This is a genomic window from Yoonia sp. I 8.24, assembly GCF_022096995.1.
Classification (GTDB): domain Bacteria; phylum Pseudomonadota; class Alphaproteobacteria; order Rhodobacterales; family Rhodobacteraceae; genus Yoonia.
Genome location: NZ_JACXGQ010000001.1, coordinates 496,088 through 520,009, shown reverse-complemented (window position 1 = coordinate 520,009; position 23,922 = coordinate 496,088). Strand labels below are relative to the sequence as shown.

Annotated in this window: 26 protein-coding genes; 20 read left to right on the top strand and 6 right to left on the bottom strand. The window is 52.8% G+C overall.

All coding sequences use genetic code 11. The features are described from left to right. Positions 1 to 31: 31 nt before the first annotated feature. Positions 32 to 1,399 (bottom strand): FAD-dependent oxidoreductase, encoded by a 1,368-nt coding sequence (locus Yoon_RS02655; RefSeq protein ID WP_238109877.1) that lies wholly within the window; start codon positions 1,397 to 1,399, stop codon positions 32 to 34. A 386-nt stretch (positions 1,400 to 1,785) separates the two neighbouring features. Between Yoon_RS02655 and Yoon_RS02650 the strand changes: the two genes are divergently transcribed. Beyond that, the gene (locus Yoon_RS02650; protein ID WP_238109875.1) at positions 1,786 to 2,139 is read left to right on the top strand and encodes a hypothetical protein; all 354 of its coding nucleotides are present in this window, start codon (positions 1,786 to 1,788) and stop codon (positions 2,137 to 2,139) included. A 217-nt stretch (positions 2,140 to 2,356) separates the two neighbouring features. Then, on the top strand, positions 2,357 to 2,692 hold the full coding sequence (locus tag Yoon_RS02645; protein ID WP_238109873.1) for a hypothetical protein: 336 nt from the start codon (positions 2,357 to 2,359) through the stop codon (positions 2,690 to 2,692). A 121-nt stretch (positions 2,693 to 2,813) separates the two neighbouring features. Here Yoon_RS02645 and Yoon_RS02640 read toward each other — a convergent pair whose 3' ends face one another. The 3 genes from Yoon_RS02640 to Yoon_RS02630 form a co-directional block, all read right to left on the bottom strand. Continuing rightward, positions 2,814 to 3,878, bottom strand: a complete 1,065-nt coding sequence (locus Yoon_RS02640; protein ID WP_238109871.1) for a YeeE/YedE family protein — start codon at positions 3,876 to 3,878, stop codon at positions 2,814 to 2,816. A gap of 82 nt (positions 3,879 to 3,960) precedes the next feature. After that, positions 3,961 to 4,296: a helix-turn-helix transcriptional regulator gene (locus tag Yoon_RS02635; protein ID WP_238109869.1), complete on the bottom strand. Its 336-nt coding sequence runs from the start codon at positions 4,294 to 4,296 to the stop codon at positions 3,961 to 3,963. 151 nt (positions 4,297 to 4,447) lie between these two features. Then, on the bottom strand, positions 4,448 to 4,828 hold the full coding sequence (locus Yoon_RS02630) for a hypothetical protein (protein WP_370642082.1): 381 nt from the start codon (positions 4,826 to 4,828) through the stop codon (positions 4,448 to 4,450). Between the two features lie 48 nt (positions 4,829 to 4,876). Here Yoon_RS02630 and Yoon_RS02625 point away from each other — a divergent pair, with 48 nt between their 5' ends. The 14 genes from Yoon_RS02625 to Yoon_RS02560 all read left to right on the top strand — a co-directional run bounded on the left by Yoon_RS02625 (position 4,877) and on the right by Yoon_RS02560 (position 17,645). Further along, a complete protein-coding gene (locus Yoon_RS02625) occupies positions 4,877 to 5,614 on the top strand; it encodes a cytochrome c biogenesis CcdA family protein (RefSeq protein ID WP_238109867.1) in 738 nt (245 codons plus the stop codon). Positions 5,615 to 5,625: 11 nt separating this feature from the next. Further along, on the top strand, positions 5,626 to 6,195 hold the full coding sequence (locus Yoon_RS02620; RefSeq protein ID WP_238109865.1) for a thioredoxin family protein: 570 nt from the start codon (positions 5,626 to 5,628) through the stop codon (positions 6,193 to 6,195). Between the two features lie 106 nt (positions 6,196 to 6,301). Beyond that, positions 6,302 to 6,775, top strand: a complete 474-nt coding sequence (soxX, locus tag Yoon_RS02615) for a sulfur oxidation c-type cytochrome SoxX (RefSeq protein ID WP_238109863.1) — start codon at positions 6,302 to 6,304, stop codon at positions 6,773 to 6,775. 31 nt (positions 6,776 to 6,806) lie between these two features. After that, positions 6,807 to 7,223, top strand: coding sequence for a thiosulfate oxidation carrier protein SoxY (gene soxY / locus Yoon_RS02610; protein WP_238109861.1), 417 nt, complete (start codon positions 6,807 to 6,809; stop codon positions 7,221 to 7,223). Between the two features lie 16 nt (positions 7,224 to 7,239). After that, entirely contained in the window at positions 7,240 to 7,569 is a 330-nt protein-coding gene (soxZ, locus tag Yoon_RS02605) for a thiosulfate oxidation carrier complex protein SoxZ (protein ID WP_238109859.1), read from the top strand. Between the two features lie 33 nt (positions 7,570 to 7,602). After that, positions 7,603 to 8,448, top strand: a complete 846-nt coding sequence (soxA, locus tag Yoon_RS02600; RefSeq protein WP_238109857.1) for a sulfur oxidation c-type cytochrome SoxA — start codon at positions 7,603 to 7,605, stop codon at positions 8,446 to 8,448. A gap of 105 nt (positions 8,449 to 8,553) precedes the next feature. After that, positions 8,554 to 10,257: a thiosulfohydrolase SoxB gene (gene soxB, locus Yoon_RS02595; protein WP_238109856.1), complete on the top strand. Its 1,704-nt coding sequence runs from the start codon at positions 8,554 to 8,556 to the stop codon at positions 10,255 to 10,257. 12 nt (positions 10,258 to 10,269) lie between these two features. Further along, positions 10,270 to 11,544, top strand: a complete 1,275-nt coding sequence (soxC, locus tag Yoon_RS02590) for a sulfite dehydrogenase (RefSeq protein WP_238109855.1) — start codon at positions 10,270 to 10,272, stop codon at positions 11,542 to 11,544. Beyond that, positions 11,528 to 12,793, top strand: a complete 1,266-nt coding sequence (locus tag Yoon_RS02585) for a c-type cytochrome (RefSeq protein WP_238109854.1) — start codon at positions 11,528 to 11,530, stop codon at positions 12,791 to 12,793. Before soxC ends, Yoon_RS02585 begins: the two co-directional genes overlap by 17 nt. Further along, positions 12,793 to 13,488, top strand: a complete 696-nt coding sequence (locus Yoon_RS02580; protein ID WP_238109853.1) for a c-type cytochrome — start codon at positions 12,793 to 12,795, stop codon at positions 13,486 to 13,488. Before Yoon_RS02585 ends, Yoon_RS02580 begins: the two co-directional genes overlap by 1 nt. Positions 13,489 to 13,513: 25 nt before the next feature. Further along, complete coding sequence (locus tag Yoon_RS02575) at positions 13,514 to 14,776, top strand: NAD(P)/FAD-dependent oxidoreductase (RefSeq protein ID WP_238109850.1); 1,263 nt, start codon at positions 13,514 to 13,516, stop codon at positions 14,774 to 14,776. A gap of 77 nt (positions 14,777 to 14,853) precedes the next feature. Beyond that, a complete protein-coding gene (locus Yoon_RS02570; RefSeq protein WP_238109849.1) occupies positions 14,854 to 15,285 on the top strand; it encodes a DUF302 domain-containing protein in 432 nt (143 codons plus the stop codon). An 8-nt stretch (positions 15,286 to 15,293) separates the two neighbouring features. Continuing rightward, positions 15,294 to 16,514 (top strand): 5-aminolevulinate synthase, encoded by a 1,221-nt coding sequence (gene hemA, locus Yoon_RS02565; RefSeq protein WP_238109843.1) that lies wholly within the window; start codon positions 15,294 to 15,296, stop codon positions 16,512 to 16,514. Positions 16,515 to 16,586: 72 nt separating this feature from the next. Then, the gene (locus Yoon_RS02560) at positions 16,587 to 17,645 is read left to right on the top strand and encodes a YeeE/YedE family protein (protein ID WP_238109841.1); all 1,059 of its coding nucleotides are present in this window, start codon (positions 16,587 to 16,589) and stop codon (positions 17,643 to 17,645) included. 2 nt (positions 17,646 to 17,647) lie between these two features. On the opposite strand, the gene Yoon_RS02555 is transcribed toward Yoon_RS02560, so the two are convergent. Together Yoon_RS02555 and Yoon_RS02550 are read right to left on the bottom strand one after the other, a co-directional pair. Next, the gene (locus Yoon_RS02555; protein ID WP_238109839.1) at positions 17,648 to 18,595 is read right to left on the bottom strand and encodes an MBL fold metallo-hydrolase; all 948 of its coding nucleotides are present in this window, start codon (positions 18,593 to 18,595) and stop codon (positions 17,648 to 17,650) included. Beyond that, positions 18,592 to 19,512: an MBL fold metallo-hydrolase gene (locus Yoon_RS02550; protein ID WP_238109837.1), complete on the bottom strand. Its 921-nt coding sequence runs from the start codon at positions 19,510 to 19,512 to the stop codon at positions 18,592 to 18,594. Before Yoon_RS02550 ends, Yoon_RS02555 begins: the two co-directional genes overlap by 4 nt. Before the next feature lie 509 nt (positions 19,513 to 20,021). On the opposite strand from Yoon_RS02550, the gene Yoon_RS02545 reads away from it, so the two are divergent. The 4 genes from Yoon_RS02545 to Yoon_RS02535 all read left to right on the top strand — a co-directional run bounded on the left by Yoon_RS02545 (position 20,022) and on the right by Yoon_RS02535 (position 23,713). Continuing rightward, positions 20,022 to 21,305 (top strand): site-specific integrase, encoded by a 1,284-nt coding sequence (locus Yoon_RS02545; RefSeq protein ID WP_238109835.1) that lies wholly within the window; start codon positions 20,022 to 20,024, stop codon positions 21,303 to 21,305. Beyond that, positions 21,305 to 21,811 carry a hypothetical protein gene (locus Yoon_RS02540; protein WP_238109834.1) on the top strand — a complete coding sequence of 169 codons (507 nt, stop codon included), beginning with the start codon at positions 21,305 to 21,307 and terminating at the stop codon, positions 21,809 to 21,811. Before Yoon_RS02545 ends, Yoon_RS02540 begins: the two co-directional genes overlap by 1 nt. A 75-nt stretch (positions 21,812 to 21,886) precedes the next feature. Beyond that, positions 21,887 to 22,072, top strand: a complete 186-nt coding sequence (locus Yoon_RS17965; RefSeq protein WP_370642081.1) for a helix-turn-helix transcriptional regulator — start codon at positions 21,887 to 21,889, stop codon at positions 22,070 to 22,072. 501 nt (positions 22,073 to 22,573) lie between these two features. Further along, positions 22,574 to 23,713, top strand: coding sequence for a hypothetical protein (locus Yoon_RS02535; protein ID WP_238109833.1), 1,140 nt, complete (start codon positions 22,574 to 22,576; stop codon positions 23,711 to 23,713). Positions 23,714 to 23,922 lie beyond the last annotated feature (209 nt).

The window sequence follows — 23,922 nt, the reverse complement described above, 5'->3', positions numbered from 1 at the left end:
ACAGATAGGCGGGTGTCGCGAGATGACCCGGCTATCTGATCCTAACACCTTGCTGTTCGAGGGTGGTTTGCACCTGTGCAATGTCGACCGCCTCAAACCCGCAATTGCTTTGCACAGATAATGCGGCGGCGACGCCTGCGCCTTGGCCGACAACGGCACAGCACGCCATATTGCGCGTTGCCGCATGGGCGATCCGATCACCACCAATCGCGCGCCCGGCCACAATCAGATTCTTGACCGACTTCGGCAACAGCGCACGGTAGGGGATATGCATATACCGGCCTGTTGTTGGGATAATTAGCACGCCATAGCCGTCAATAAATTCAGGATAGATCCCAATCGTGTCGTCAAAACGCGCCTCATGGCGGACGTCCGTTTCGGTCATATTATACTGGGCATCAAGCTTGCGCGTATCTCGAATGCCGATGGACATGCCAAAATTGCGCAGCCGCGCATCGGCGCAGCCAGCCGTATATTTTTTAAGCGCGTCAATTGCATGCATTGCCTGACGGCGGCCTTCGATTTCAAATTGGGTCATGCTGTCAGGATCCGTGCCATCGCACCCCGCTAAATGGACCAAATTCATATAGGTTAGCTCACCGCTATCATGTAGCGCGCCCCAAGTGCCGCCGATTGTATTTAGGTGCGCAGGGATAACCCCGTCTTCGATCGCGCGCGCAAAGGGTTTGCCAAGGAACGGCGAAAACATATCGTCTTCCTTCCCGTCCGTCTCAACAACCCATTCGCCAGTGGACCAATCCTTATAGGTTTGCGGGTCGCGGTAGACGCCAGACAAAAAAGCGGTTTTGTCGACACCGGCAAGGTGAAACATGACACTGGCGGCTTGCATATCTTCAACTGGTGTTTTCTTTGTCGGGGCACCTGCGCGATGGGCAATGTCGGCGTCGCCAGTCGCATCGATCACACGTTTTGCCAAAATCGCTTCGCGGCCGGATTTGGATTCGACGATCACGCCCGTGATTGTATCGCCTTCCATAATTGGCGCGACAAATTGGCGGTGCAGCATGGGGTGAATACCCGCTTCTTGGACCAATGCATCGGCCACAAGTTTGAACCCCTCACTGTCGAGCTCATAGCTGAGCGATTGGCTCTCTGGGACGGCCGCGCCCATCTGCTTGGCGCGTTGTTCGAATTCCCAGCCGATCCCGCCGGCCTCTATGGTGGCTTCGTGGCGGTACCAAGCAAAGCCCTCAACCCCAACCACGGTGATATTTCCGCCAAAACACCCGAAACGTTCCAACAGGGTGACCGAGACACCACAGCGCGCAGCCGCCAATGCCGCCGCCAACCCACCGGGGCCAGAGCCAACAACAAGCACATCTGTTTCATGGATCACCGGCGTTTGGCGCGCAGGTTCAGTGATGTTTTGGACTGGCATGATCTGTCTCAATTGAAAAAGTAGGCTACGAAATCTGAGAGGGGCGCATTGATCTGCGCGTCGCGCGACGTTGCCCCGAATTGCAAAGGGGCCGCAAGCGCTAAAATACTTCAATAGATCGTCTGGCGGAATGTGTTGGTTGTTTTAAGGCAATAGGCGTGAAGCCTTGTCGTTACATTTCGACATCGAGGCGTGTTGAGGAGGCAGCTTGGACCTATCGATTTCCATATTCAACCATAGATCGTATTTTCCGGTTGTCTGTTGCTCCTGCCACAGGGTATTTTGAATTCCTACCCAAAGGGTGCCGGGCAACGAAATTTGTTAAGGTATTTTGGTCGACACTGCTCATTTTGCCAACTGAGGTAATCGCGTTAGAGGACATAGTATTGGAACAAGAAAAGAATGCAATTGACCGATTTATTGAGTTTACAAATAGCGGTCGGCATAGATCTGAGGAATTGCCTTCGGATATTGCGGAAGGCATGAACGAATGGCTCTATGAACGGGCTCAACAATACGAGTATCCCCTTCGTCCACCTTGGGAGGAAATGCCTCATATTCCTTTCGGGAGTATTGGCTGGAGAATGGGCCCCGGCGAAGATTATTGGACGGTGTTCTTGGAGTGGGCGCGTTCTCTGACGGGCGATGAGTATGTTTCATATGTCCATCTAAATAAAGAGCCTGATAGCTGGGAGGGCTTTTATGAACTCGTAAGACCTATATTTCGATCTGGAGAGTGAAACGGCCATATTGAGTTTGTTGCAGATAGCGGTAAGCAAAATTGTAGCCTAAGGTGGAAGAGGTTGAAACGTTCCATGTCAGTCCGATCGAAATACGCAATTATGGCAGCGCGACGGTCACGCCCTCACTGGTCGCCGATGGTCAGCCTGATGGGGGACTTCAATAGAGATTTAATCAAAAATTTGAAGACATGGCAAACAATGTAGAAGGATGGGAGTGACTACTAATGATTCCTGTAATGTATTGATAAAAGTAAATAATATTTCGGAACGTGATGCACGTATCATTGAAAACTTTTTGCGTATTTGTTCGGAGCAAGGAGTGCAGGTAGAACGTTGTTTTATTGGTGACGATAAAAGTTTCGCTGAAAGGCTGCCAACGTATCAACTTGAAGACTGCGAGTGTGTGCTACGTGAAGAAAATGTTTGGCATGTCTTTTACGTCGAAAAGGGCAATAAGGTCGCTAACTCTTGGCACGAGGGGTTAAGTGACGCTCTTAAACAGGTATGGATGCGGCTGACTGAAGACCCCGGCCCATGGAAATTCACCTAGGCTCTAAGCGCCTGCCTCTGCGATGGAGCATAACTACCTCTGTTCGGGGCCATTGCTGCGAAGAATGTCCTAGACGCAGGCATTCCTTCAGCGGTCGAAGGTTCTCGACCGCTGAAGGAACTCACTGGTCAATTGCTTGCGGCCTAAATCCTACAATCAACTGTCGCAGTCCAAGGGCTGCGCCTGCAAAAATGGCGGCGAAGGTGATGGGCGCGCTGAATGCCAGAACCGAAAACGCGGAGAGCCCTTGTCCAATGCTGCAGCCAACAGCGATGACCGCGCCGACCCCCATTAATCCGGCCCCTAGGATTTGCCGCCGCAATTCTCTGGGATCTTCGCAGGCTTCCCAGCGGAAATGGCCTTTTATTAGGCTACCCAAGAACGCGCCGACCCAGACCCCGGCGACAGACCCGATACCAAAGGACAACGTCTGCCCCGAAGCGGTCATGCCGTAGAGGATGATTTCGCCGACGGGCGCTGAGAATGTGTGCGATTCAACTGGCACCCCATCAAATCCCGTTTCGTGTAGATAGTTCATTCCAACCCATGCGCTGATGATTGAGACACCCACAGCAACGGCCCAAAAGACAGAAGATGTGCTGCTGCGCAGGTTGCGGCCCGAAAGGGCAGTTCCAACGATTACAAGACCGATCACGATCCCGATGAGCGCAACAGATATGCCTGTAGCGTTGCCCAGTGCATGTGCGATGCCAGGTAGCGCCTGGTCACTTTGTACCGTGGGGAACACCGCGACCCGTGCCCAAGAAAGCGGACCAGACATGGTCGCATAGGCGCTGATGCCCATGACAAGAACGATCACAAAGGATCTTAGATCGCCGCCGCCCAGCCGGGCGAGTGCACCATAGCCGCAGTTGCCGGCCATCGCCATCCCATATCCAAAAAGACCACCGCCCACGATGCTCGCCAAGGGGATCCATTGTTGCGAAAGGTAGAAAGAATGCGCCGGGTTAAACAAGCCAAACCCAACGAGGGTAAAACTACCGATCACGGCAGTCCCAATTGCGAGGACCCACATCCGCATGCGTAGATCGTTATCACCGTAGAGGTAATCTTCAATTGCCCCCAAAGTGCAGAACCGACCAAGTCGCGCAGCAAGACCAAGTAATACGCCACCAAATAGACCAACTAACGCGGCAATATTTGCCTCGCTCAATACGTCAAGCATCGGTGTCCCCCCTATGTTGGTTAGCAACACCTCCTCGCGTTGCTAATTCATGTTGACCGGCGACGCCTCCTCGCGTTGTCGATCAGTCCGTGTTGCAGAACAACTCGTACACCAGTCCGATTATTTTCCGAGACCGGTCATCATTCAAGCTATAATAAATTGTCTTGCCTTCGCGCCTTGGGCGCACGAGCCCTTCAAGCCTTAATCGGCCAAGTTGCTGGGATACGGCGGCTTGCCGGGCCGACAAAAGCGTCTCTAGCTCGGTCACAGATTTTTCGCCATTGACCAGATGGCACAAGATCATCAATCGGCCTTCGTGGCTGATTGCCTTTAGGTAGTTCGTTGCAACCGTCGCATTATCCATCATCCGATCAAGATGTTCATCGTCAAGCATGTCGTCGAAAACTGGAAGTGTCATAAGCTGATCTAGCCTTATTGGTCGCAAGAAGTGTTGCTTTCTGTTTATCGCATTGCAATTAGGATCAAAGCCAACACCGTGCAACCCCATAGGTTTTGGGCTTTTCCTTGCCGAAAACGGTCGTTTTTTTTACGATTTGCTGATTTTTAACTCAAATGAGCCCTTCTTTTTCGAGCATCATGCCGAGCAGACCCCAAAAGAAGTCCTCTTCGGGGTAACCTTCGATTCTGCTTTGTTCAACGCCATCAACAAGCAAGATGAATGTCGGCGTGAAATTCACGCGGCGCTCAAGTGTGATGTCGTCGGGTGTCGCCTCCAGAATGTTGATACGACGTAACGGGGCTGCTTGCCCTTCAGAGGTCTTTGGGTAGATCGGGCCAATTTCATTGTGCCAGCGCGCGCACCACATACATCCGGGTTCCTCGGCCATCACAAGGGTTGCTTGTGCACAAGCAGGGCCGGCAAAAAGCGCCGCTGCCAGTGGCATTGCCAGCGCAAACGAAAACAAAGCTGTAGTCAAACGATTAAACATTCAATAAACTTAATATGAATTGAGGTCGCGATCAAGGGAGGTAGGTTAATGCTTGATATTAGTTATCTAGGGGCGGCGATTGCCGGCTTGTTGTCGTTTTTCACGCCCTGCGTCCTACCAATGGTGCCGTTCTACCTGTGCTATATGGCTGGCCTATCAATGAACGAACTGCGCGCTGACACAGCAATTAGCAGCGCCGTGCAAAGACGCCTTGTCGTTTCGGCCGTGTTTTTTGCATTGGGGGTGACAACTATCTTTGTGTTGCTGGGTATGGGCGCGACTGCGATCGGCCAGACCTTTGGGGCATGGCGCGATACCCTGCGCTATGTCGCGGCAGCCGTCTTGCTTTTGTTTGGTTTGCATTTCTTAGGCGTCGTTAAAGTGCCGTTGCTTTACCGTGAGGCTAAATTCGAAAGCACGGCAGGAGCTTCGACTGTTCTTGGGGCTTATCTGATGGGACTTGCCTTTGGCTTTGGGTGGACGCCTTGCGTCGGTCCAGCCCTTGCTGCGATTCTCATGGTCGCCAGCGGCATGGGTGACATCTGGCAAGGTGGTTTGCTGCTGCTTGTCTACGGACTGTCAATGACCGCACCTTTTGTGATCGCCGCACTTTTCGCGCGCCCATTTTTGGGGTGGTTGCAGCGCAACCGCCAATACCTGAAGCACGTAGAACGCGTCATGGGCGCCATGTTGATTTTGTTCGCCGTGCTGATCGCAACCAACTCTGTCAATTACATCGCCCAATGGATGATTGAAGTCATGCCCGTATTTGGAAACTTTGGATAGGAGACGCCCCCATGATTTTTCGCAGAACACTGATTCTTGCAGCGCTCGTTATTGCTGCTCCGCTCTTTGCTGCCACGCTCGGAGATGACGGGCTGCACAAGGCCGATTGGATGCGCGAAACCTTCAAGGACTTGCGTGAAGATCTTGAAGAGGCAAACGCTGAAGGGAAGCGGTTGTTGGTGATCATTGAGCAGCGCGGATGCATCTACTGCACAAGAATGCACGAGGAGGTATTCCCGACACCTGAAATCACCGCCGCCCTGAATGACATGTATTTTGTTGTTCAGATCAACATGTTCGGTGACGTTGAGGTGACCGACTTTGACGGCACGACCTTGCCTGAAAAAGAGATGGTCCAGAGGTGGAATGCGCTATTTACGCCAACCATGATGTTCTTCCCGACAGAAGTCCCAGAGGAGGCAACGGCAACCGAAGCAGCGGTGGCTATTATGCCGGGGGCTTTTGGGCGCTGGACGACTTTGAACCTGCTCACCTGGATTGCCGATGAAGGTTACCTAGGCGACGAGAGTTTTCAGCGCTATCACGCGCGGATCATTCAAGAGCAGGGAATTATTGAGTGAAATCAATGCGTAAATATAAACATTCAAATAATTGATTTTATTGTTGCGAGTCCCGGATTGCGTGGGCTACGGTATACCGAAGATATTTGTGGTTCAGGGAGGGGTCATGAAGCGGTTACTAATCACATGTGCAGCCATTGCTACGGCAACAGTTGCATCCTCGGAGGAAGTTGCTCCTGAGGAAGTTAATTTCAGCGAATATGGTGAATTGGAAGTGTCCCTGTCAGGGGTTGCGGGTGACGCAGCTGCCGGGCTTGAGATTATGGTTTCACGCGGTAAGGGCAACTGCATTGCTTGCCACCAAGTGTCGGCTCTGGAAGAGCATCCATTTCATGGCGAAGTAGGGCCCACACTGGATGGCGTGGGTGAATATCGCACAGAGGCTGAGCTTCGTGGGATCGTCGCAAATGCCAAAATGACATTCGAAGGGTCCATTATGCCTGCGTTTTATCGCACAAGCGGCTTTATTCGTCCGGGCGATGCCTACACCGGCAAAGCTGCCGAAGGCGAACTCGCACCATTGCTGACTGCGCAAGAGATCGAAGATGTGGTCGCTTACCTGTTAACTTTGAAAGACTGATCTGTTTCGAAACAGACACCGAGGAGAAAAAATGAAACTAACACGCAGACATACGCTGATGATGGCGTTTGGGTCCGTGGTTGCAACGATGCTACCAATGAGGGCCTTTGCAGCCCTGGACGATGAAGTGGCCGCCTTTACTGGTGGTGCCGAAATGGGGTCCGAGGGCATTACACTGATCGCACCAGAGATTGCCGAGAACGGCAATACCGTGCCGATCGAGGTCAGCGCGCCCGGCGCAGAAGCCATCATCGTTTTCGCCGCTGGCAACCCGACGCCAGCCGTTGCGACATTCAACTTTGGTCCGCTTGCTGCGGCACAATCTGCCGCCACGCGTATTCGTCTTGCTGGTACGCAAGATGTGGTTGCGATTGCACGGATGCCTGACGGCAGCTTTGTAGAAGCGCGTCAGGAAGTAAAAGTGACCATCGGCGGCTGCGGCGGCTGAGTGAAGGAAAGATAAAATGGCAGAAAATGTAAAACCCCGCGTCCGCGTCCCACGCGATGCAACAGCTGGCGAAGCGATCGTTATCAAAACGCTGATCAGCCACACGATGGAATCTGGTCAACGCAAAGACGGCGACGGAAACACAATTCCACGCTCAATCATCAACCGCTTCACTTGTGAGTTCAACGGCGAGCTCGTGATTGATGTCACGCTAGAGCCTGCGATTTCGACAAATCCATACTTCGAGTTTCAAGCGACGGTTCCCGAAACTGGGACATTCGACTTCACTTGGTACGACGACGACGGTGATGTCTACACAGACAGTAAAGACATTACAGTCGGCTAACGACTAAGCGAGCGCCGGGGAGGGCCAAGTACTATGAAATCATTGCTAAAGACAGGCGTTGCAGCTGTCGCGATCTTTGCGGCAAATGTGGCTCAGGCTGACGAAGAAGCCAATCTGGTCATTAACGAAGAAATCGAGATTACGGTACGTACGGACGCACCGGCACACGCAGAAAACCTCAGTACGATCTATTCGGGCTGGGTGTTCCGCTCGGATGAAACGCAGTCTTTGCAAATGGATGACTTTGAAAATCCGGGTATGATTTTCGTCGACGATGCGATTGACACTTGGAATACTGTTGAAGGCTCCGAAGGGAATTCATGTGCATCTTGCCATGGCGAACCCGAGAGCATGGCGGGGGTGCGTGCAGTCTATCCCAAGTGGAACGATGCGGCCGAGGAAGTGCGGACCATCGCGATGCAGGTCAATGACTGCCGGACAGAGCAAATGGGCGCAGAAGAATGGAAATACGACGGGGGCGACATGTTGAACATGGAGGCTTTGTTGGCGTCCTTTTCACGTGGCTTGCCAGTTAACGTTGCAATCGACGGTCCTGTTGAAGCGATGTGGGAATTGGGGCGCGATATCTATTACACACGCTATGGCCAACTTGATCTGTCATGCGCCAATTGCCACGAAGACAACTATGGCAACAACATTCGCGCTGATCACCTGAGCCAAGGTCAGATCAACGGATTCCCGACATATCGTTTGAAAAACGCTAAGCTGAACGGTGTCCAGTCACGTTTCCGGGGTTGTGTGCGCGATACACGCGCCGAAACCTTCTCGGTTGGCTCTGAAGAGTTCATCGCACTCGAGCTTTATGTCGCATCGCGCGGCAACGGTCTGTCGGTCGAAGGACCTTCCGTCCGTAACTAATCATCCTCCCTGAACTGCCCGCACCTCATCATGGGGCGCGGGTTTTTCTCTATCTTTAAACATTCAGCTTTCAGAATGTGATGGCTGTCAATCAGGATAAATCACATGATTTCGCGTAGGGATTTCTTGCAAGCCAGCATGGCAGCATCGGCCATCGTTGGCGCATCGGGTTTCGGAAATTGGGGCAAATTGTCAGCGCAGCAGGCCTTGACCCAAAGTGATCTTTTGCAGTTTGACACATTCGGTAATGTGTCTCTCATCCACATCACGGATATTCATGCCCAGCTGAAACCAATTTGGTTCCGCGAGCCACAGATCAATCTTGGTGTAGGCTCAAATAATGGCCAAGTCCCCCATGTGACTGGCGCGGACTTCCGCAGGCTTTACGGTATCGATGACGGCAGTGCCTCGCATTATGCGCTGAGCTATGATGACTTTTCGGCCCTTGGCCAAGCCTACGGAAAAATGGGCGGCATGGACCGCGTGGCGACTGTTGTGAACAGCATTCGCTCCGACCGCCCCGATGCACTGCTTTTGGACGGTGGTGACACTTGGCACGGGTCCTACACCTGTCACAAAACGCAGGGCCAAGATGTTGTTAACGTCATGAACCTGTTGAAACCAGATGCGATGACATTCCACTGGGAATTCACGCTTGGTTCCGACCGTGTCCGCGACATCGTCGGTGATTTGCCGTTTGCCGCACTTGGCCAAAATATCTTTGACGCTGAATGGGATGAACCTGCAGAAGATTTCGCGCCGTATAAGTTCTATGAAAGCGGTGGCGTGAAAATCGCCGTGATCGGGCAGGCCTTTCCCTACATGCCTATCGCCAACCCCGGTTGGATGTTCCCAGAGTATTCCTTTGGCATTCGCGATCAGCGCATGCAAGAAATGGTTGATGAAGTGCGCGGGCAGGGGGCTGAACTGGTTGTTTGCTTGTCGCACAATGGTTTTGACGTCGACAAAAAGATGGCAGAGCGGGTGACTGGCATCGACGTAATCCTTGCAGGTCACACACATGATGCGCTGCCGGAGCCTGTTTTGATCGGCGAAACGATTGTCGTCGCGTCTGGTTCAAACGGTAAGTTTGTGAGCCGTGTTGACCTTGATGTGCGTGACGGGCGCATGATGGGTTTCCGTCACAAGCTGATCCCGATTTTCGCAGATGTGATTGAACCCGATGCAGAAGTAGCCGCAGCTATTGATGCAGAACGCGCACCGTTCCTTGACGACCTGACCGAAGTTATTGGAAAAACGGCGGACGATACGCTGCTTTATCGCCGGGGCAATTTCAACGGATCTTGGGACGATCTTATATGCGAGGCCCTGATCCAAGAGCGCGAGGCAGACATTTCGATGTCGCCTGGTGTGCGCTGGGGCCCATCCATTATGCCGGGTCAGGATATCACGCGCGAAGATCTATGGAATGTCACATCGATGAGCTATCCAAACGCTTATCGCACTGAAATGACCGGTGAATTCATTCACACGATCATGGAAGACGTAGCAGATAACCTTTTCAATACCGACCCGTATTATCAGCAGGGTGGCGACATGGTGCGCGTGGGTGGCATGGGCTACCGCATCGACATCAACAAGCCGATCGGCGAGCGGGTCACTGAGATGACATTGTTGAAAACTGGCGAAGCGATTGATCCTTCAAAGTCTTACGTCGTGGCCGGTTGGGCATCTGTCAATGAGGGCACCGAAGGTCCACCGATTTGGGACGTGGTCGAAAGCCACATTCGCAATTTGGGCACCGTGAGCGTGAAACCGAACACAAGCGTCCAAGTGGTCGGCGCATAGGAGACAATGGCAATGGATGATTTTTTTAAACCTTCCCGGCGTTCATTCTTACGCGGAAGCGCCGCGATAGCAGCGGGCACCGTTGCGGGCGCGGCCTCAGCGCAAGAGGAGGCGGACCCGCTCATCACTGAGCTGCAAGACTGGGCGTCTTATACGGGCGTAGGTGTTGACGAAACGCCATATGGCTTGCCCATTCGCTTTGAGAGCGATGTTGTCCGTCGTAACGTTGAATGGCTGACCGCGTCGCCCATTTCATCGATTAACTTTACGCCAATTCATGCGCTAGAAGGGACGATCACGCCACAGGGTTGTGCATTTGAGCGTCACCATTCAGGTGCCATCGAATTGACCAAGGACGACTACCGGTTGATGATCAACGGGCTTGTTGATGAGCCGTTGGTATTCACCTACGCTGACCTAGAACGCTTGCCACGTGAAAACCATGTGTATTTCTGCGAATGCGCGGCGAACACAGGCATGGAATGGGCGGGCGCGCAGCTGAATGGTGCGCAGTTCACGCATGGTATGATCCACAATATGGAATATACAGGCGTGCCTTTGCGGACTTTGCTGCGTGAAGCAGGCCTTGATGCGGCTGGTGATATTGCGGACAAATGGGTCTATGTCGAAGGCGCCGATGCGTCATCTAATGGCCGCTCTATCCCGATGGAAAAAGCGCTGGACGATGTTCTGGTCGCGTTCAAAGCAAATGGCGAAGCGCTGCGGATGGAACACGGGTATCCCGTGCGTCTGGTTGTTCCCGGTTGGGAAGGCAATCTATGGGTCAAATGGCTGCGCCGCGTCGAAGTCACTGATATGGCCGTTGGTAGCCGTGAAGAAACATCAAAATACACCGATGTCTACGAGGATGGCACCGCCCGTAAATGGACTTGGGTGATGGATGCGAAATCTGTGATCACGTCACCAAGCCCGCAAATGCCCATTACCCACGGTCCGGGGCCGTTGGTCATTTCTGGCCTCGCTTGGTCCGGTCATGGGCAGATCACCCGCGTTGACGTGTCAAAAGACGGCGGCATCACATGGGAAACAGCGCGCCTTGGCAAACAAGGTGATACCAAAGCGCTGACCCGCTTCTACCTAGACATCGAGTGGAATGGTGATCCGATGCTCTTACAGTCACGTGCGATGGACGAAACGGGCTATGTCCAACCTACCAAAGATCAACTCCGGGACGTGCGTGGTGAAAACGCCGTCTACCATAACAATTGCATTCAAACTTGGTTTGTGAACGCAGAAGGGGTCGCCGAGAATGTCGAAGTCTCTTAATATTTTTATACCTGCAGTATGTGGGACAGGGGTCTTGCTTGGTGCCGCTTATGGCTGGACGGCGCGCGACTACAAGGACACGGAAGTTGACGCGCTTGCGCTCCAATTGGAGCAACTTCAAGCGAGTTCAGAAGCGACCCGCGCAAATGCGCAAGAGGGTGAGGCGCAAGCGCTTCGCCTTCAGTCAGAGCTGGAAACAGCGCAGGAAATGGTAAACGCTGCAACATCCCTTACAGCTCCGGCACCGATCAGCAACGGGTCTTATGACGTTGGGCGCACCGCGCATGAAGATGAGATCGCGGCGTGGGATGTCGACGTCTTGCCCGATGGGCGTGGGCTGCCTGCAGGCAGCGGTGACGTCTATACTGGCGAGGAAGTCTTTGTCGACAAATGCGCCTCTTGCCACGGTGATTTTGCGGAAGGTGTTGGGAACTGGCCCGTGCTTGCAGGCGGTTTCGATACGCTTGCTGACGAAGACCCGGTGAAAACAGTAGGGTCCTATTGGCCGCATCTGTCGACAGCGTGGGACTATATCAACCGGTCAATGCCATTTGGCGAAGCTGGGACGCTCACGGCTGATGAAACCTATGCGATTGTCGCCTACATCATGTATTCCAACGATATGGTCGACGACGACTATGTGTTGAGCCATGAAAACTTTGCTGATGTAGAAATGCACAACAGCGGTGGATTTGTGTTCGATGATCGCCCCGAGCTTGAGTATGCGCAATGGCAGACAGAGCCGTGCATGACCAATTGCAAACCCTCGGTCGAAATCACGATGCGCGCAACCTTCTTAGACGTGACGCCCGATGACGGCGGCGATTCAGTGATGAACGATGGGTCTGCCCATGACAGCCCCGTTTTCACCGCCACGGCGGATGCCTCCAACGACGCTTCGGCTGACGACGGTGAAGCCGAAGCAAATGCAGCGCTGATCGTTGCGGGCGAAGGCGCGTTTCGTCAATGTAAGACCTGTCACGAAGTTGGCGAGGGCGCGAGCAATCGAACCGGGCCTGCCCTGAACGGCATGGTTGGCCGTACGATTGGTACCGTCGATGGGTTCCGCTATTCAGGTGTTTTCCAAGAAGCCGCAGCAGCCGGGACTGTTTGGACCGAAGAAAGCCTTGCGGAGTTTCTGACCGATCCACGCGGGATGATGGCCGGGACAAGAATGTCGTTCCGTGGCGTCCGCGACGAAGCCGATCTTGCTGGACTGATCGCATATATTCAAAGCTTTGCTGAGTGATGCGCGCTGGGCTTCTTTCTGCGGCTATGATTACCATTGCCAGCACTGCCTATGGCGACGCTGGTGGCGATCCAAAAAACGGTGAACGCCTGTTTAATCAATGCAGCGGCTGCCATCAGGTTGGCCAAGGGGCGGTTGATCGGATCGGCCCCCATTTGAATAACATCTTTGACCGTGCAGCGGGGACCGCTCAAGGTTATCGGTATTCGGATAGTTTAGAACGGGCCGCTGCCGGTGGGCTGACGTGGAATTACGAGACCCTCAATAGTTTTGTCGAAAACCCACGCGTATTGGTGTCGCGGACACGGATGAGCTTTCGCGGAATGAACGACCAGCAGGATCGCGATGATCTGTTGGCCTATTTGCGGCAATTTTCGGCAAGCCCCGAAAATATTCCAGAAGCAGCGCCAACAGCGGCGGCGGTTGATCATGAGGTCGCGCCGGAGGTTCTCGCGATTGTTGGTGACCCGGCCTATGGCGAATATCTTTCTGGTGAATGCACCGCGTGTCACCAAACGAGTGGTGCGGGTGATGGCATTCCTGCAATCACAAATTGGCCCAATGACGATTTTGTCACTGCAATGCACGCCTACAAGGTTGGCGTTCGGGCCCATCCAGTTATGCAAATGATGGCGGGGAGGCTGTCAGACGAGGAAATAGCGGCGCTAGCTGCATATTTCGAAAGCATCGAGTGATCGATGCACAATGGGAGGACGATTAATGACATTTAATAGAAGAACGTTCCTAGGCTCAGCGGCACTTACCGCGGGCCTGCTGGCCGCACCAATGGTGCGCGCGCAAGGCAAACCGCGCGTTGTGGTTGTTGGTGGTGGCGCTGGCGGTGCAACAGCCGCGCGCTATATCGCCAAAGACAGTAATGGTGAAATTGATGTCACATTGGTTGAACCAACGCGCACCTATTACACCTGCTTCTTCTCTAACCTTTATCTCGGCGGGTTCCGCACCATGCAGTCACTTGGCCATAGCTATGGCACGTTGGCGGCGGAATATGGGATTAACGTTGTACACGATTGGGCCGTTGGCGTGGACCGTGATGCAAAGACAGTCTCGTTGGCGGGCGGCGCAAGCTTGCCTTACGACCGTTTGATCTTGTCACCCGGGATCGATTTTGTTGACGGCGCCGTTGAAGGCTGGGATGTGTCATCACAAAACGCCATGCCGCACGCTTACAAAGGTGGATCGCAAACTGAACTGCTTAAGGCGCAGATCATGGCGATGCCACAGGGCGGCACCTACGCAATGGTTGCTCCACCAAACCCCTTCCGCTGCCCTCCAGGGCCTTATGAGCGTATCTCGATGGTTGCCCATATGCTTAAGGAGACAAACCCAACCGCAAAGATCTTGATCGCTGACCCGAAAGAGAATTTTTCTAAGCAGGGCCTGTTCGAAGAAGGTTGGAACGACAATTACGCTGGCATGATCGAACGTGTCGGTCCTGACTTCGGGGGGGCAGATGTCGCAGTTGACCCGGCTGCAATGACCTTGTCGATCGACGGTGACGTAAACAATGTCGATGTCTGTAATGTTATCCCAGCCATGAAAGCTGGACGGATCGCCGAAATCGCAGGCATCACTGACGGCAACTGGGCACCCGTAAATGCGGCCGATATGTCTTCCAAGATGGATGATAGTATCCATGTCTTGGGTGATGCAGCGGCACAGGGTGACATGCCGAAATCTGGCTTCGCTGCAAACAGTCAAGCGAAGGTATGTGCGAACGCTGTCCGTGGCGCGTTGACGGGATCAACAGTATTCCCTGCGCGGTTTGCAAATACCTGCTGGTCCCTGATTGACACCGACGATGGAGTGAAAGTTGGCGCGACCTACGAAGCTACCGATGAGAAAATCGCCAAAGTGGACGGTTTCATAAGCCAGACCGGCGAAAGTGATGACGTGCGTGCGGCGACTTACCAAGAATCCATCGGTTGGTACGACGGCATTACCGCCGATATGTTCGGTTAAAAAGCAGGGCGGGCTTTGATTTGTATCATCGCCCGCTTCTGGGCACTCGGATACGCTCGGACCATGGAGGAAGTGATATGAAAAATCTTTATTTTTGCACAGTTTTGAGTGTTCTGGCATCGAATGCGGCGGCCCAAGAAGCGGTGACCTACCCGTTTGCCGGAAGCTTCGACGATGCGACGTTTTCTGTCGAAAGCGCAATCATCGGGCGCGGCCTGGTGATCGACTATGTCAGCCATACGGGGGACATGCTTAATCGCACGGCGGCCGATGTTGGCAGCGATAAGGTGCTTTTTGAAGGCGCCGACATTTTTTTGTTCTGCTCCGCACAGCTTTCACGCGAAGTGATGGAAGCCGATCCGATGAATATCGCGCATTGCCCATACGGTATTTTCGTGACCGATCAAGACGGCGAAGTATCGATTGGCCACCGGGCATACCCTGACGGTGAAATGCAAAAAGTCGAACTGCTGCTGACTGAAATCATACAAGACGCAATCGGCGACTAAGGAAGAAGATGAATTACGACGGTTTTTTTGCGACAGAGCTTCAGGCGTTGCATGACGAAGGCAACTACCGCGTCTTTGCGGACCTTGAGCGGCACAGAGGTAGTTTCCCGACGGCCACTAATCACAGCGCGCAATCGCGCGAAGTGACGATCTGGTGCTCGAATGATTATTTGGGCATGGGCCAGCATCCTGACGTTATTGCAGCGATGCATACTGCCCTTGATAAGGTCGGCGCTGGGGCAGGTGGGACACGCAATATTTCCGGCACGACACATAATCACGTGTTACTAGAAGCAGAGCTTGCTGATTTGCACGGCAAAGAGGCCGCGTTGTTGTTCACCAGTGGATATGTATCAAATTGGGCTGCACTGGGTACGCTTGCGAGCAAGATACCGGACTGTCTGGTTTTGTCGGATGCGCTTAATCATGCGAGCATGATCGAGGGCATTCGTCATTCCAAAGCAGAGCGGCAGATTTGGCGCCACAATGATCTGGAACACCTTGAGACGCTGTTGGCCGCGCAGCCCATAGACCGTCCGAAATTGATTGCGTTTGAAAGCGTCTATTCAATGGATGGCGATATCGCTCCGATCGCTGAAATCTGTGATCTCGCCGATAAATACAATGCCATGACCTATCTAGACGAGGTGCATGCCGTTGGTCTTTATGGGCCCCGTGGCGGTGGCATCGCAGAACGCGAAGGTTTGATGGGTCGGATCACCGTCATCGAAGGCACGCTTGGCAAAGCCTTTGGCGTGATGGGGGGCTATATTGCGGCCTCTGCAAGCCTTTGTGATTTTGTCCGCTCTTTCGCAAGCGGTTTCATCTTTACAACGGCTTTGCCACCCGCAATCGCCGCTGGCGCGACAGCATCGATCAAGCACCTCAAGACCAGCCAGATCGAAAGGCAGCTGCAGAAAGCCAAAGTATCCGACGTGCGCGCGCGGCTCGAGGCCATTGGCATTCCACATATTGACAACCCAAGCCACATCATCCCGGTGATGGTCGGTGATCCGGTCAAGTGCAAATACCTGTCTGACATCTTGATGCGCGACTACGGGATCTACATTCAACCGATCAATTATCCGACTGTTCCAAAGGGAACAGAACGATTGCGGATCACACCTTCGCCGGTCCATTCGGCTGCGGATATTGATCATTTGGTCTCTGCCTTAGAGACGCTGTGGACCCAATGTCAGCTGGCGCGATTGCCCATGGCCGCCCAATAGATTTGATACATATCAAGGCTGTTTGCGCATGTCTTGCTATGAACCAGCCCAATGGGGGGAAGGGGCAGGCCAATGCTAGAAGACTTGATTGAAACCTACGGGAACGGCCCTGTCTTGGCTGTCGTTGGTGGTTTTGTTGGCGTGGTCTTTGGCGCAGCCGCGCAGCATTCGCGCTTTTGCCTGCGTGCAGCCACCGCCGAAGTCGCTGACGGGAAGCTGGGACCGCGCCTTTCAATCTGGTTGATTGCTTTTTCAGCGGCAGTCCTTAGTGTCCAACTCCTCATTTCTACCGATCTTTTAGATGTTTCTGAAAGCCGCCAATTGGGCACAACCGGCAGCATGTCTGGCGCGATCATTGGCGGGGTGATGTTTGGCGTCGGGATGATTTTGGCGCGCGGGTGCGCAAGCAGGTTGCTTATCCTGTCAGCTACCGGAAATTTACGTGCTATCGTAACGGGGCTTGTCCTAACATTGGTCGCACAATCGGCGTTGCGTGGCGTGCTGGCACCCGCACGTGAAAGTCTTGCGGCGATTTGGACGGTACCCGGTGGTTCAGCACGCGACCTCTTGGCGCATCTGGGTGCGACCTCTGGTTTGGTTGCGATTCCCGCGACCTTTGCCGTCATTGGCGCAGTCGTTCATGCGCGCCGCCATGCCGTTCAGACCAGCCACATAATCGCGGCATTGGCCGTTGGCATCGCTGTCGCGTTGGGTTGGCTCGGAACTTACATGGTTGCGATGAATTCCTTTGACGTGGTGGCGATTTCATCGGTGACATTTACGGGTCCATCTACGGATACGCTGATGGGCCTTGTGAATAGCAGGCATATCCCACTGGGGTTTGGCGTCGGGCTCGTGCCGGGTGTCTTTGTCGGGGCAGGGGCGATGGCCCTATTCACAGGCGAGGCTAAAATCCAACGCTTCGGTGCTGACACACCAATGGAAGTCTATTTGGTTGGCGCGGCGTTAATGGGCTTTGGCAGCATGTTGGCGGGGGGCTGCGCGGTGGGTGCAGGCATGTCCGGTGGCGCGATCTTTGCGCTGACAGCTTGGGTCGCGGTCGGCTGTATGTGGGTGGGTGCGATGGTGACCTATCGGTTGATCCACCGCATCGCACCCGTGATGGCCTAGGGCTATTCGAATTCCATCTGTTCGTACACGCGACCGGCGTTCTTTGTTGCCAGCTCTTCAAATGTATCCAAATTCGCGTATGGCGATTGATCGACGTAATAGGCCTCGGCCAAACCGCCCCCTTCATCCAGATGCGCGGCAATTTGGGCGCGCAAGTATTCTAGGTAGCCTTTGGTATAGCGCCGGACCTGATCCATATTGGTTGGGTGCCCGTGGCCGGGAATGACATATGTCGCGTTCAAGGCCTCGAACTCATTATCCCAAGTCTCGAGCCAGTCCAGCGTATAGGTATCCTCGAAGATGGGGAGCATACGTTCATGGAACGCCATGTCGCCCGCGATCACGAGATCCTGATTAGGCAGCCAGACAACAACATCCCCGGCGCTGTGCGAAGGCCCAAGATAGCGGACTTCGATGCGATACTCGCCAAGCTCGACGATGTAATCATCGCTAAATGTCTCGGTCGGACCTTGTAGAAAAGTGCCTTCTGCTTTTTCAAGATTAAGCTGCTGCATCCCTTCAAGGATACGGAATCCACGTTCTTCAAATTCCGATGCGGCATCTTCATGCGCGATGATTGGGACGTTCTGTTCGGCCCAATAGGAATTTCCAAGCATTGCATGGCCTTGGCCGTTTTCATTCACGACTAAGACAACCGGCTGATCGGTCAGGGCTTTGATTTCGTCATGTAGTGCAGCGGCCAAGACATAGGCCCCACCGCCGTTTATCACAACGACCCCTTCGCCGGTAATAATGAAGCTAAGATTGTTGTTGTGGCCGCTGTTTTCATAGGTTGGGGGGGCGGTCGCGCCAATCGCACTATAGACACCGGGGATGAACTCTACCGGGGCGCTATACAACGCTGAGCCGGGGTATTGATCGGCAATATTTTCATTTGCCGTAGCCTGAGACGCACAAACAAGAGCCAGCAACGCTGTGGTTCGATTCATGATTGCTCTCCCACAAAATAATAGCCATCGCCGCGGCGTTCAACACGACCCAATCCGCCACCCGGGAAATGAAAGCCGATCAGGCGCATTTGTGATTGGCTCAGCTGATCGAGCAAAGAAACACGTGTTTCGGCGGCGAGTGGCGCATCTTGATCGGAGCCAGACAGCCATGTTGGCTGTGCGAATGCGATGTGGTGATTTACAATGCTGTCCCCAACAATCATCACGCTTTCGCCACCGATCTGAACCTCGAACGACATGTGGCCAGGCGTGTGCCCGGGGGTCAATCGCGACAAAACGCCAGGCAGAATTTCTTGATCGTCTTCGAAAAGGGTAATCTGTTCGCTTATCTGAGATAGCCGATTTTTCGCCCCCACGGCAAACGTCACGCGCCCTTGGTCAATCGTTGAAACGGTATTGGGATCCGTCCAATAGTCCCACTCTGACCGGCCAATATGATAGGCGGCATCTGGGAACATCAAATCTCCAAAATCATCCAATACACCCCAAAGATGGTCTGGATGTGCATGGGTAAACACAACATCGGTAACATCGTAGGGATCAACGCCCAAAGCATCAAATGCGTCTAGCACTTTACCTGCCGTTGGCATGAATTCCTGACCCGCACCGACGTCAAACAACACAGTGCGATCTGCTGTGCGCAAAAGTGTAACGTTGCAATCGGGGGTGAAGGCGTCACCGGTAATGCCATATTCGGCGAGAATGGCATCCGTCCCTGCAGGTGGGGTTTCGCCCAATGAGAAGCTTCTTGGTAGCACCAGATTACCATCACTGAGCGTGTCGAGCCGCGTTTCGCCGCTATCCAAGGAACTTTGCGCCCAAGTGGTTGTCGGAAGCGCAAGTGACATCGCTGCTGCTGAAGTGCTGGAAATCATCTGTCGCCGGGAAAAAGTCATAACGGTACCTCATATTCAGTTTTTTGAATAGTATCACGAAGTTTGAGATTAGGAAGGATTCATACCCACACAAATCTGATGCCGTTTCCCAATGCTTTTTGCATGCAGTAACGCTGAAGTTGGCCGTTAGGTGGGCTGTTGGCGAATAGCTAGATTCTGTTCGTCACCGTCAAAATTACTTCTACTCCGCGAGTTTCCATACCGGGCAGCTGCAGTCTCAATGCAATATCACGAAACCATCATCAACCACGCGCCATTAAGGGGGGGGCGGGGATGCTACATCTGCCGTTAAGTATTATTGCATGATGGCGGAGGCTCAGGCAGCCGTTATGCTGTGTCGTCCAATAACAGCACGAACCATAACGCTATAAAAATATAGCGAGGCATCGCGGTTGCTGTAACATTGCGTTGCTTCGTGTTTGTCCCAATGCTACTTGTGATGGCGGGTAGGTTGGGTGGTACGTATTGTAACGGCTTGCCGCGCGTCCTGCGTGTCTTAAGGAATAGCCATGCCTAAAAAAGCAACTGAACTATCAACAGTAGAAGTTAAACGGCTCAAACATTCGGGCAAAGGTCGCAATCAAACCTTTGCGGTCGGTGGTGTTGATGGTTTGTTGTTGCAAGTGACGCCTGTGAATGGGCGGTCATGGTTGTTGCGCTGTAAAATCGGTGACAAACGGCGAAGCATCGGTTTGGGCGGTTATCCCGACGTGACATTGGCACAAGCGCGTGAACGAGCAAGAGAAGCACGGGACCTAATTTGGCAGGGAATTGACCCAATTGAACATCGGAAGGCCAACCGCGCTGCGCTGCTGACGGCGCAACGTCGTGGTTTGTTATTCGAGGATGCGATGGAACGCTATCTTGAGGGCAAGCTGCAAGAGTTTAAAAACCCAAAACACTGTAAGCAATGGCGAGCCACGCTAGACAAATATGCAATTCCGACTTTAGGTAAGATGCTCGTCGCAGATATAGATGTCTCTGACATTCAACGAACGCTGGAACCGATCTGGACGAGCAAGACAGAAACGGCGTCTCGGTTACGAGGGCGTATTGAGGGTGTCATGGCTTGGGCAAGTGTGGCGGGGCATCGGTCCGGCGACAATCCGGCGAGGTGGAAGGGCAATCTTGATGCAGTTTTGCCAAAGCCGTCCAAGCTGGCAAAGGTCGTGCATCATCCAGCTTTGGCAATGGACGACGTCGTAAGCTGGTTTTCTGATGTGCAAGGCCGTGACGGTTTCGCGTCACGTGCCTTAGAGTTTATGGCAATGGTCGCGGCGCGATCCGGTGAAGTGCGGGGAGCAGTGTGGTCTGAGCTGGATTTGGATAAAGCTGTTTGGACGATACCGTCTGAGAGAATGAAGGCGGGGTCCGAACATCGCGTTCCGTTGACACAAGAAGCTGTTGATCTGTTGAAAAGTCTGGACCGGTTTGCCGGGTCCGACTTCGTCTTTCCGGCTCCGCGCGGTGGCAAATTATCGGACGCAGCCCTATCGGCCTGCATGAAGCGAATACACGCGCGTAAGCCAAACCAATATTTAGACAGGCAATCGGGGCGTCCAGCGGTTCCTCACGGGTTGCGTAGTACGTTCCGCGATTGGGCGGCTGAACGCACAGAATATCCACGCGAGATGGCAGAAATAGCTTTGGCGCATACAGTAGGATCGGAAGTTGAACGGGCTTATCGACGCGGTGACATGGTTGAAAAACGGCGAGGCATGATGGCTGCGTGGGGGCGTTTTTTGCGTGGTGAGGTTGGCCAAAAAGTGGTGAGTATGGGAGCAGTCGGTTGATGGATTTTTCGCATTTTGATGATGGCCCCTTACGCAAAGCCAAAGAGGGTGATTTGAAGGCGCTCATTGACCGTCTTCGTGAAGAAAAATGTCTATTGCGTCAGGACGAACGAGAGTTTTTAGCGAATTTTCTTGAGGCTAAGCCAAAAAAGCGAGGGCCAAAGGGAGAAATTTCTAAATCTGATAAGAATGTTTTCGAAGCCGTTACCTACCTCGTGGAAGAACAGAATATAAAAAAACAAGCTGCCGAAATGCAGGTTGCTGAGATTGTCCGTATATCTGACCGCGCGGTAAGGAAGATTGTCAAAAAGTGCAAAGACGACCATTTTTTCTTGTTTTTCCGGGATATTGAAGCGATGGCTGAGACGTCTCTGCTGCCTGCGTACGCTACTCCATCTATGCCTAAGGCCATTAAAGCTGCGTCATGTTTCGGTAAGAAAATTGAGCCGGAACCGGAGACAGCAACAGTCCCTTATCTACTTAGGAACGAGTTTCACGACAAATAAGTTCCGACGCTTTCTTTTGCTTTTGTTGAATCTATGTGAATATTGGGGAGCATCTTGTAACAATGAGGTGCCGCCATGGCCGAAACATATCTAGCCGATACTGATCTTGCGGGACGGTACAATATCGCCCGAAATACTGTCTGGCGTTGGCATCGCGAGAATGCAAAATTTCCGCGCGCTGTCCGGCTTAGCCCTAACTGTACACGGTGGAAGCTATCCGAAATCGAGGTTTGGGAAGCTACTCAAATTGATGCAGCATGATGGTCTTTCAATATTTTCCTGACCTGACATCAGCATTAATAAGAAGCACCACTAAAATTCCACGTGTCGTTCGAATTTTACAAAACGATACGGTAGATTTTCGAGCGTATAAGCTTTTTTCTGAAAATGAGGCTAATGAAAATAGGCGTAATGACTAAATAATTTCAGTTCCAAATTCCATGTGATCCTCTTCATTCTCAGTTGCGCTACACAATTAGCTCCATGAAGCGTCCATTAAATATGATTTTCTGGATATCTTTTCGGGGGATTTGAAAATGAGAATTCAGGCGCGAAATTTTGTTTAGCAAGATGACCAAATCACGTGCGTGATCAAACATTGCGGATCGTCAGCGCGCGGCCCCAAAACTTAATCTAATCTACCTTAGCACGAAAAATTTCAAGTTTTGTCCAAGACCGCATTCGAACAGCCAAGAGCTGCCGTTAGCTAAAAGGGGCATGTAACACCCCCCTCCACGAATACGAAAGAGAAGTAAAATACATATGAACGGACAAATTTTACATAGCGGTTTTGATGGGTTGCGGTTCACAATTCAGACCGAGATCACGGTGAAATTGCGTAATAAACTGGATGAGGCAAAAATCCACGCGGAACAATCCGGTAGTGATTGTGATCTGTACTTTGGCAATCGGGTTCTTTCGGTCACTAAAAAGGGCGGGCGTAATTATAACTGTCATACCGGCCAACATGGGGCCGTTTGGATATTTCAAGACCCCGAAAATCGTATTCCGAACAACCCCGGCGTCACGGTTGACTTTCGCGCGCTTGGGTTGGCGACTGGCGGGCTTGACCACGCAGAGCTGCATTTTCGGGATATGATGGTTGCGTTTGAAATTCCTTACACCGAAAATCAGTTGCGTGTATCCCGCGTAGATTTCGCCGTAGATATTTTGGCTCCGTCATTTGAACTAGACAGGCGCGCTCTGATTACGCCGCCCGGCACTCAGATCACCGAATACGCTGGCATAGTAACAGAGGCGACGAACGGACGTGCTACAGGCTTGCGTGCCGGAGCGATCAATAGCCGCCAAATTGCGATTTACGATAAACGCGGTGAAATCATGCAAAAGGCTAAACTTGGTTGGCTGGAAATCTGGCACGCGGAGCGAAAAAAATGCGGACAACCTCTCCTCGATTTGAATAATCGTTTAGAAAGCCAAATTTGGCGATTTGAACTACGCTTGGGACAAAAGCAATTACGCGGTAAATTTGCAATGCACACGTGGCTAGACCTGCGCGACACCATTGGTGACGCCTGCAATGACGCACTGGGCCGCATGCGATATTGTGTCGTTGGGAACGACAGCAATCGTGCCCGTTGGCCCGTGCATGAGTTATGGCAGCAATTTGTCGATACTATCGGCAGCGACCTTTCCGCGCATTGTTGCGGCGTCCAGCCTGATCAGGTGATCCATGCCAACCGGAGTGCAAAAATGCGCGAATTGGATCGGCAGTTGCTTGGGTTGTTTGTTAGTCGGGCGGCTATTTCGGATGTACCTGTAGATGAGTTTTATGCGTTTATGGAACGCCATGTGGATGCGTTGCAACACTACAGCGAAGAGCACCCAAAGGCGCTAAACGAACGGCTGCAGAAAGCGAGTGGTCGGTATCAATTGACCTAATGTTGGGCTTCGTTCGTCTTGTTCTCGCTGCTAGTTGTTTTAAGCTGACGGTTACCTAGTCCACCCAGTTTGACTTTGACTATGGATTTATTGGGCAGTATCCGCCCAGATTTTTGGGCTCTTCGCCTTTCGGCTCGGGAGTAACTAGACACTTCATCTCTTTAGAGCATGGCCTTGGGTCAGTTTATGACGCAAAGGTCAAAGTCATC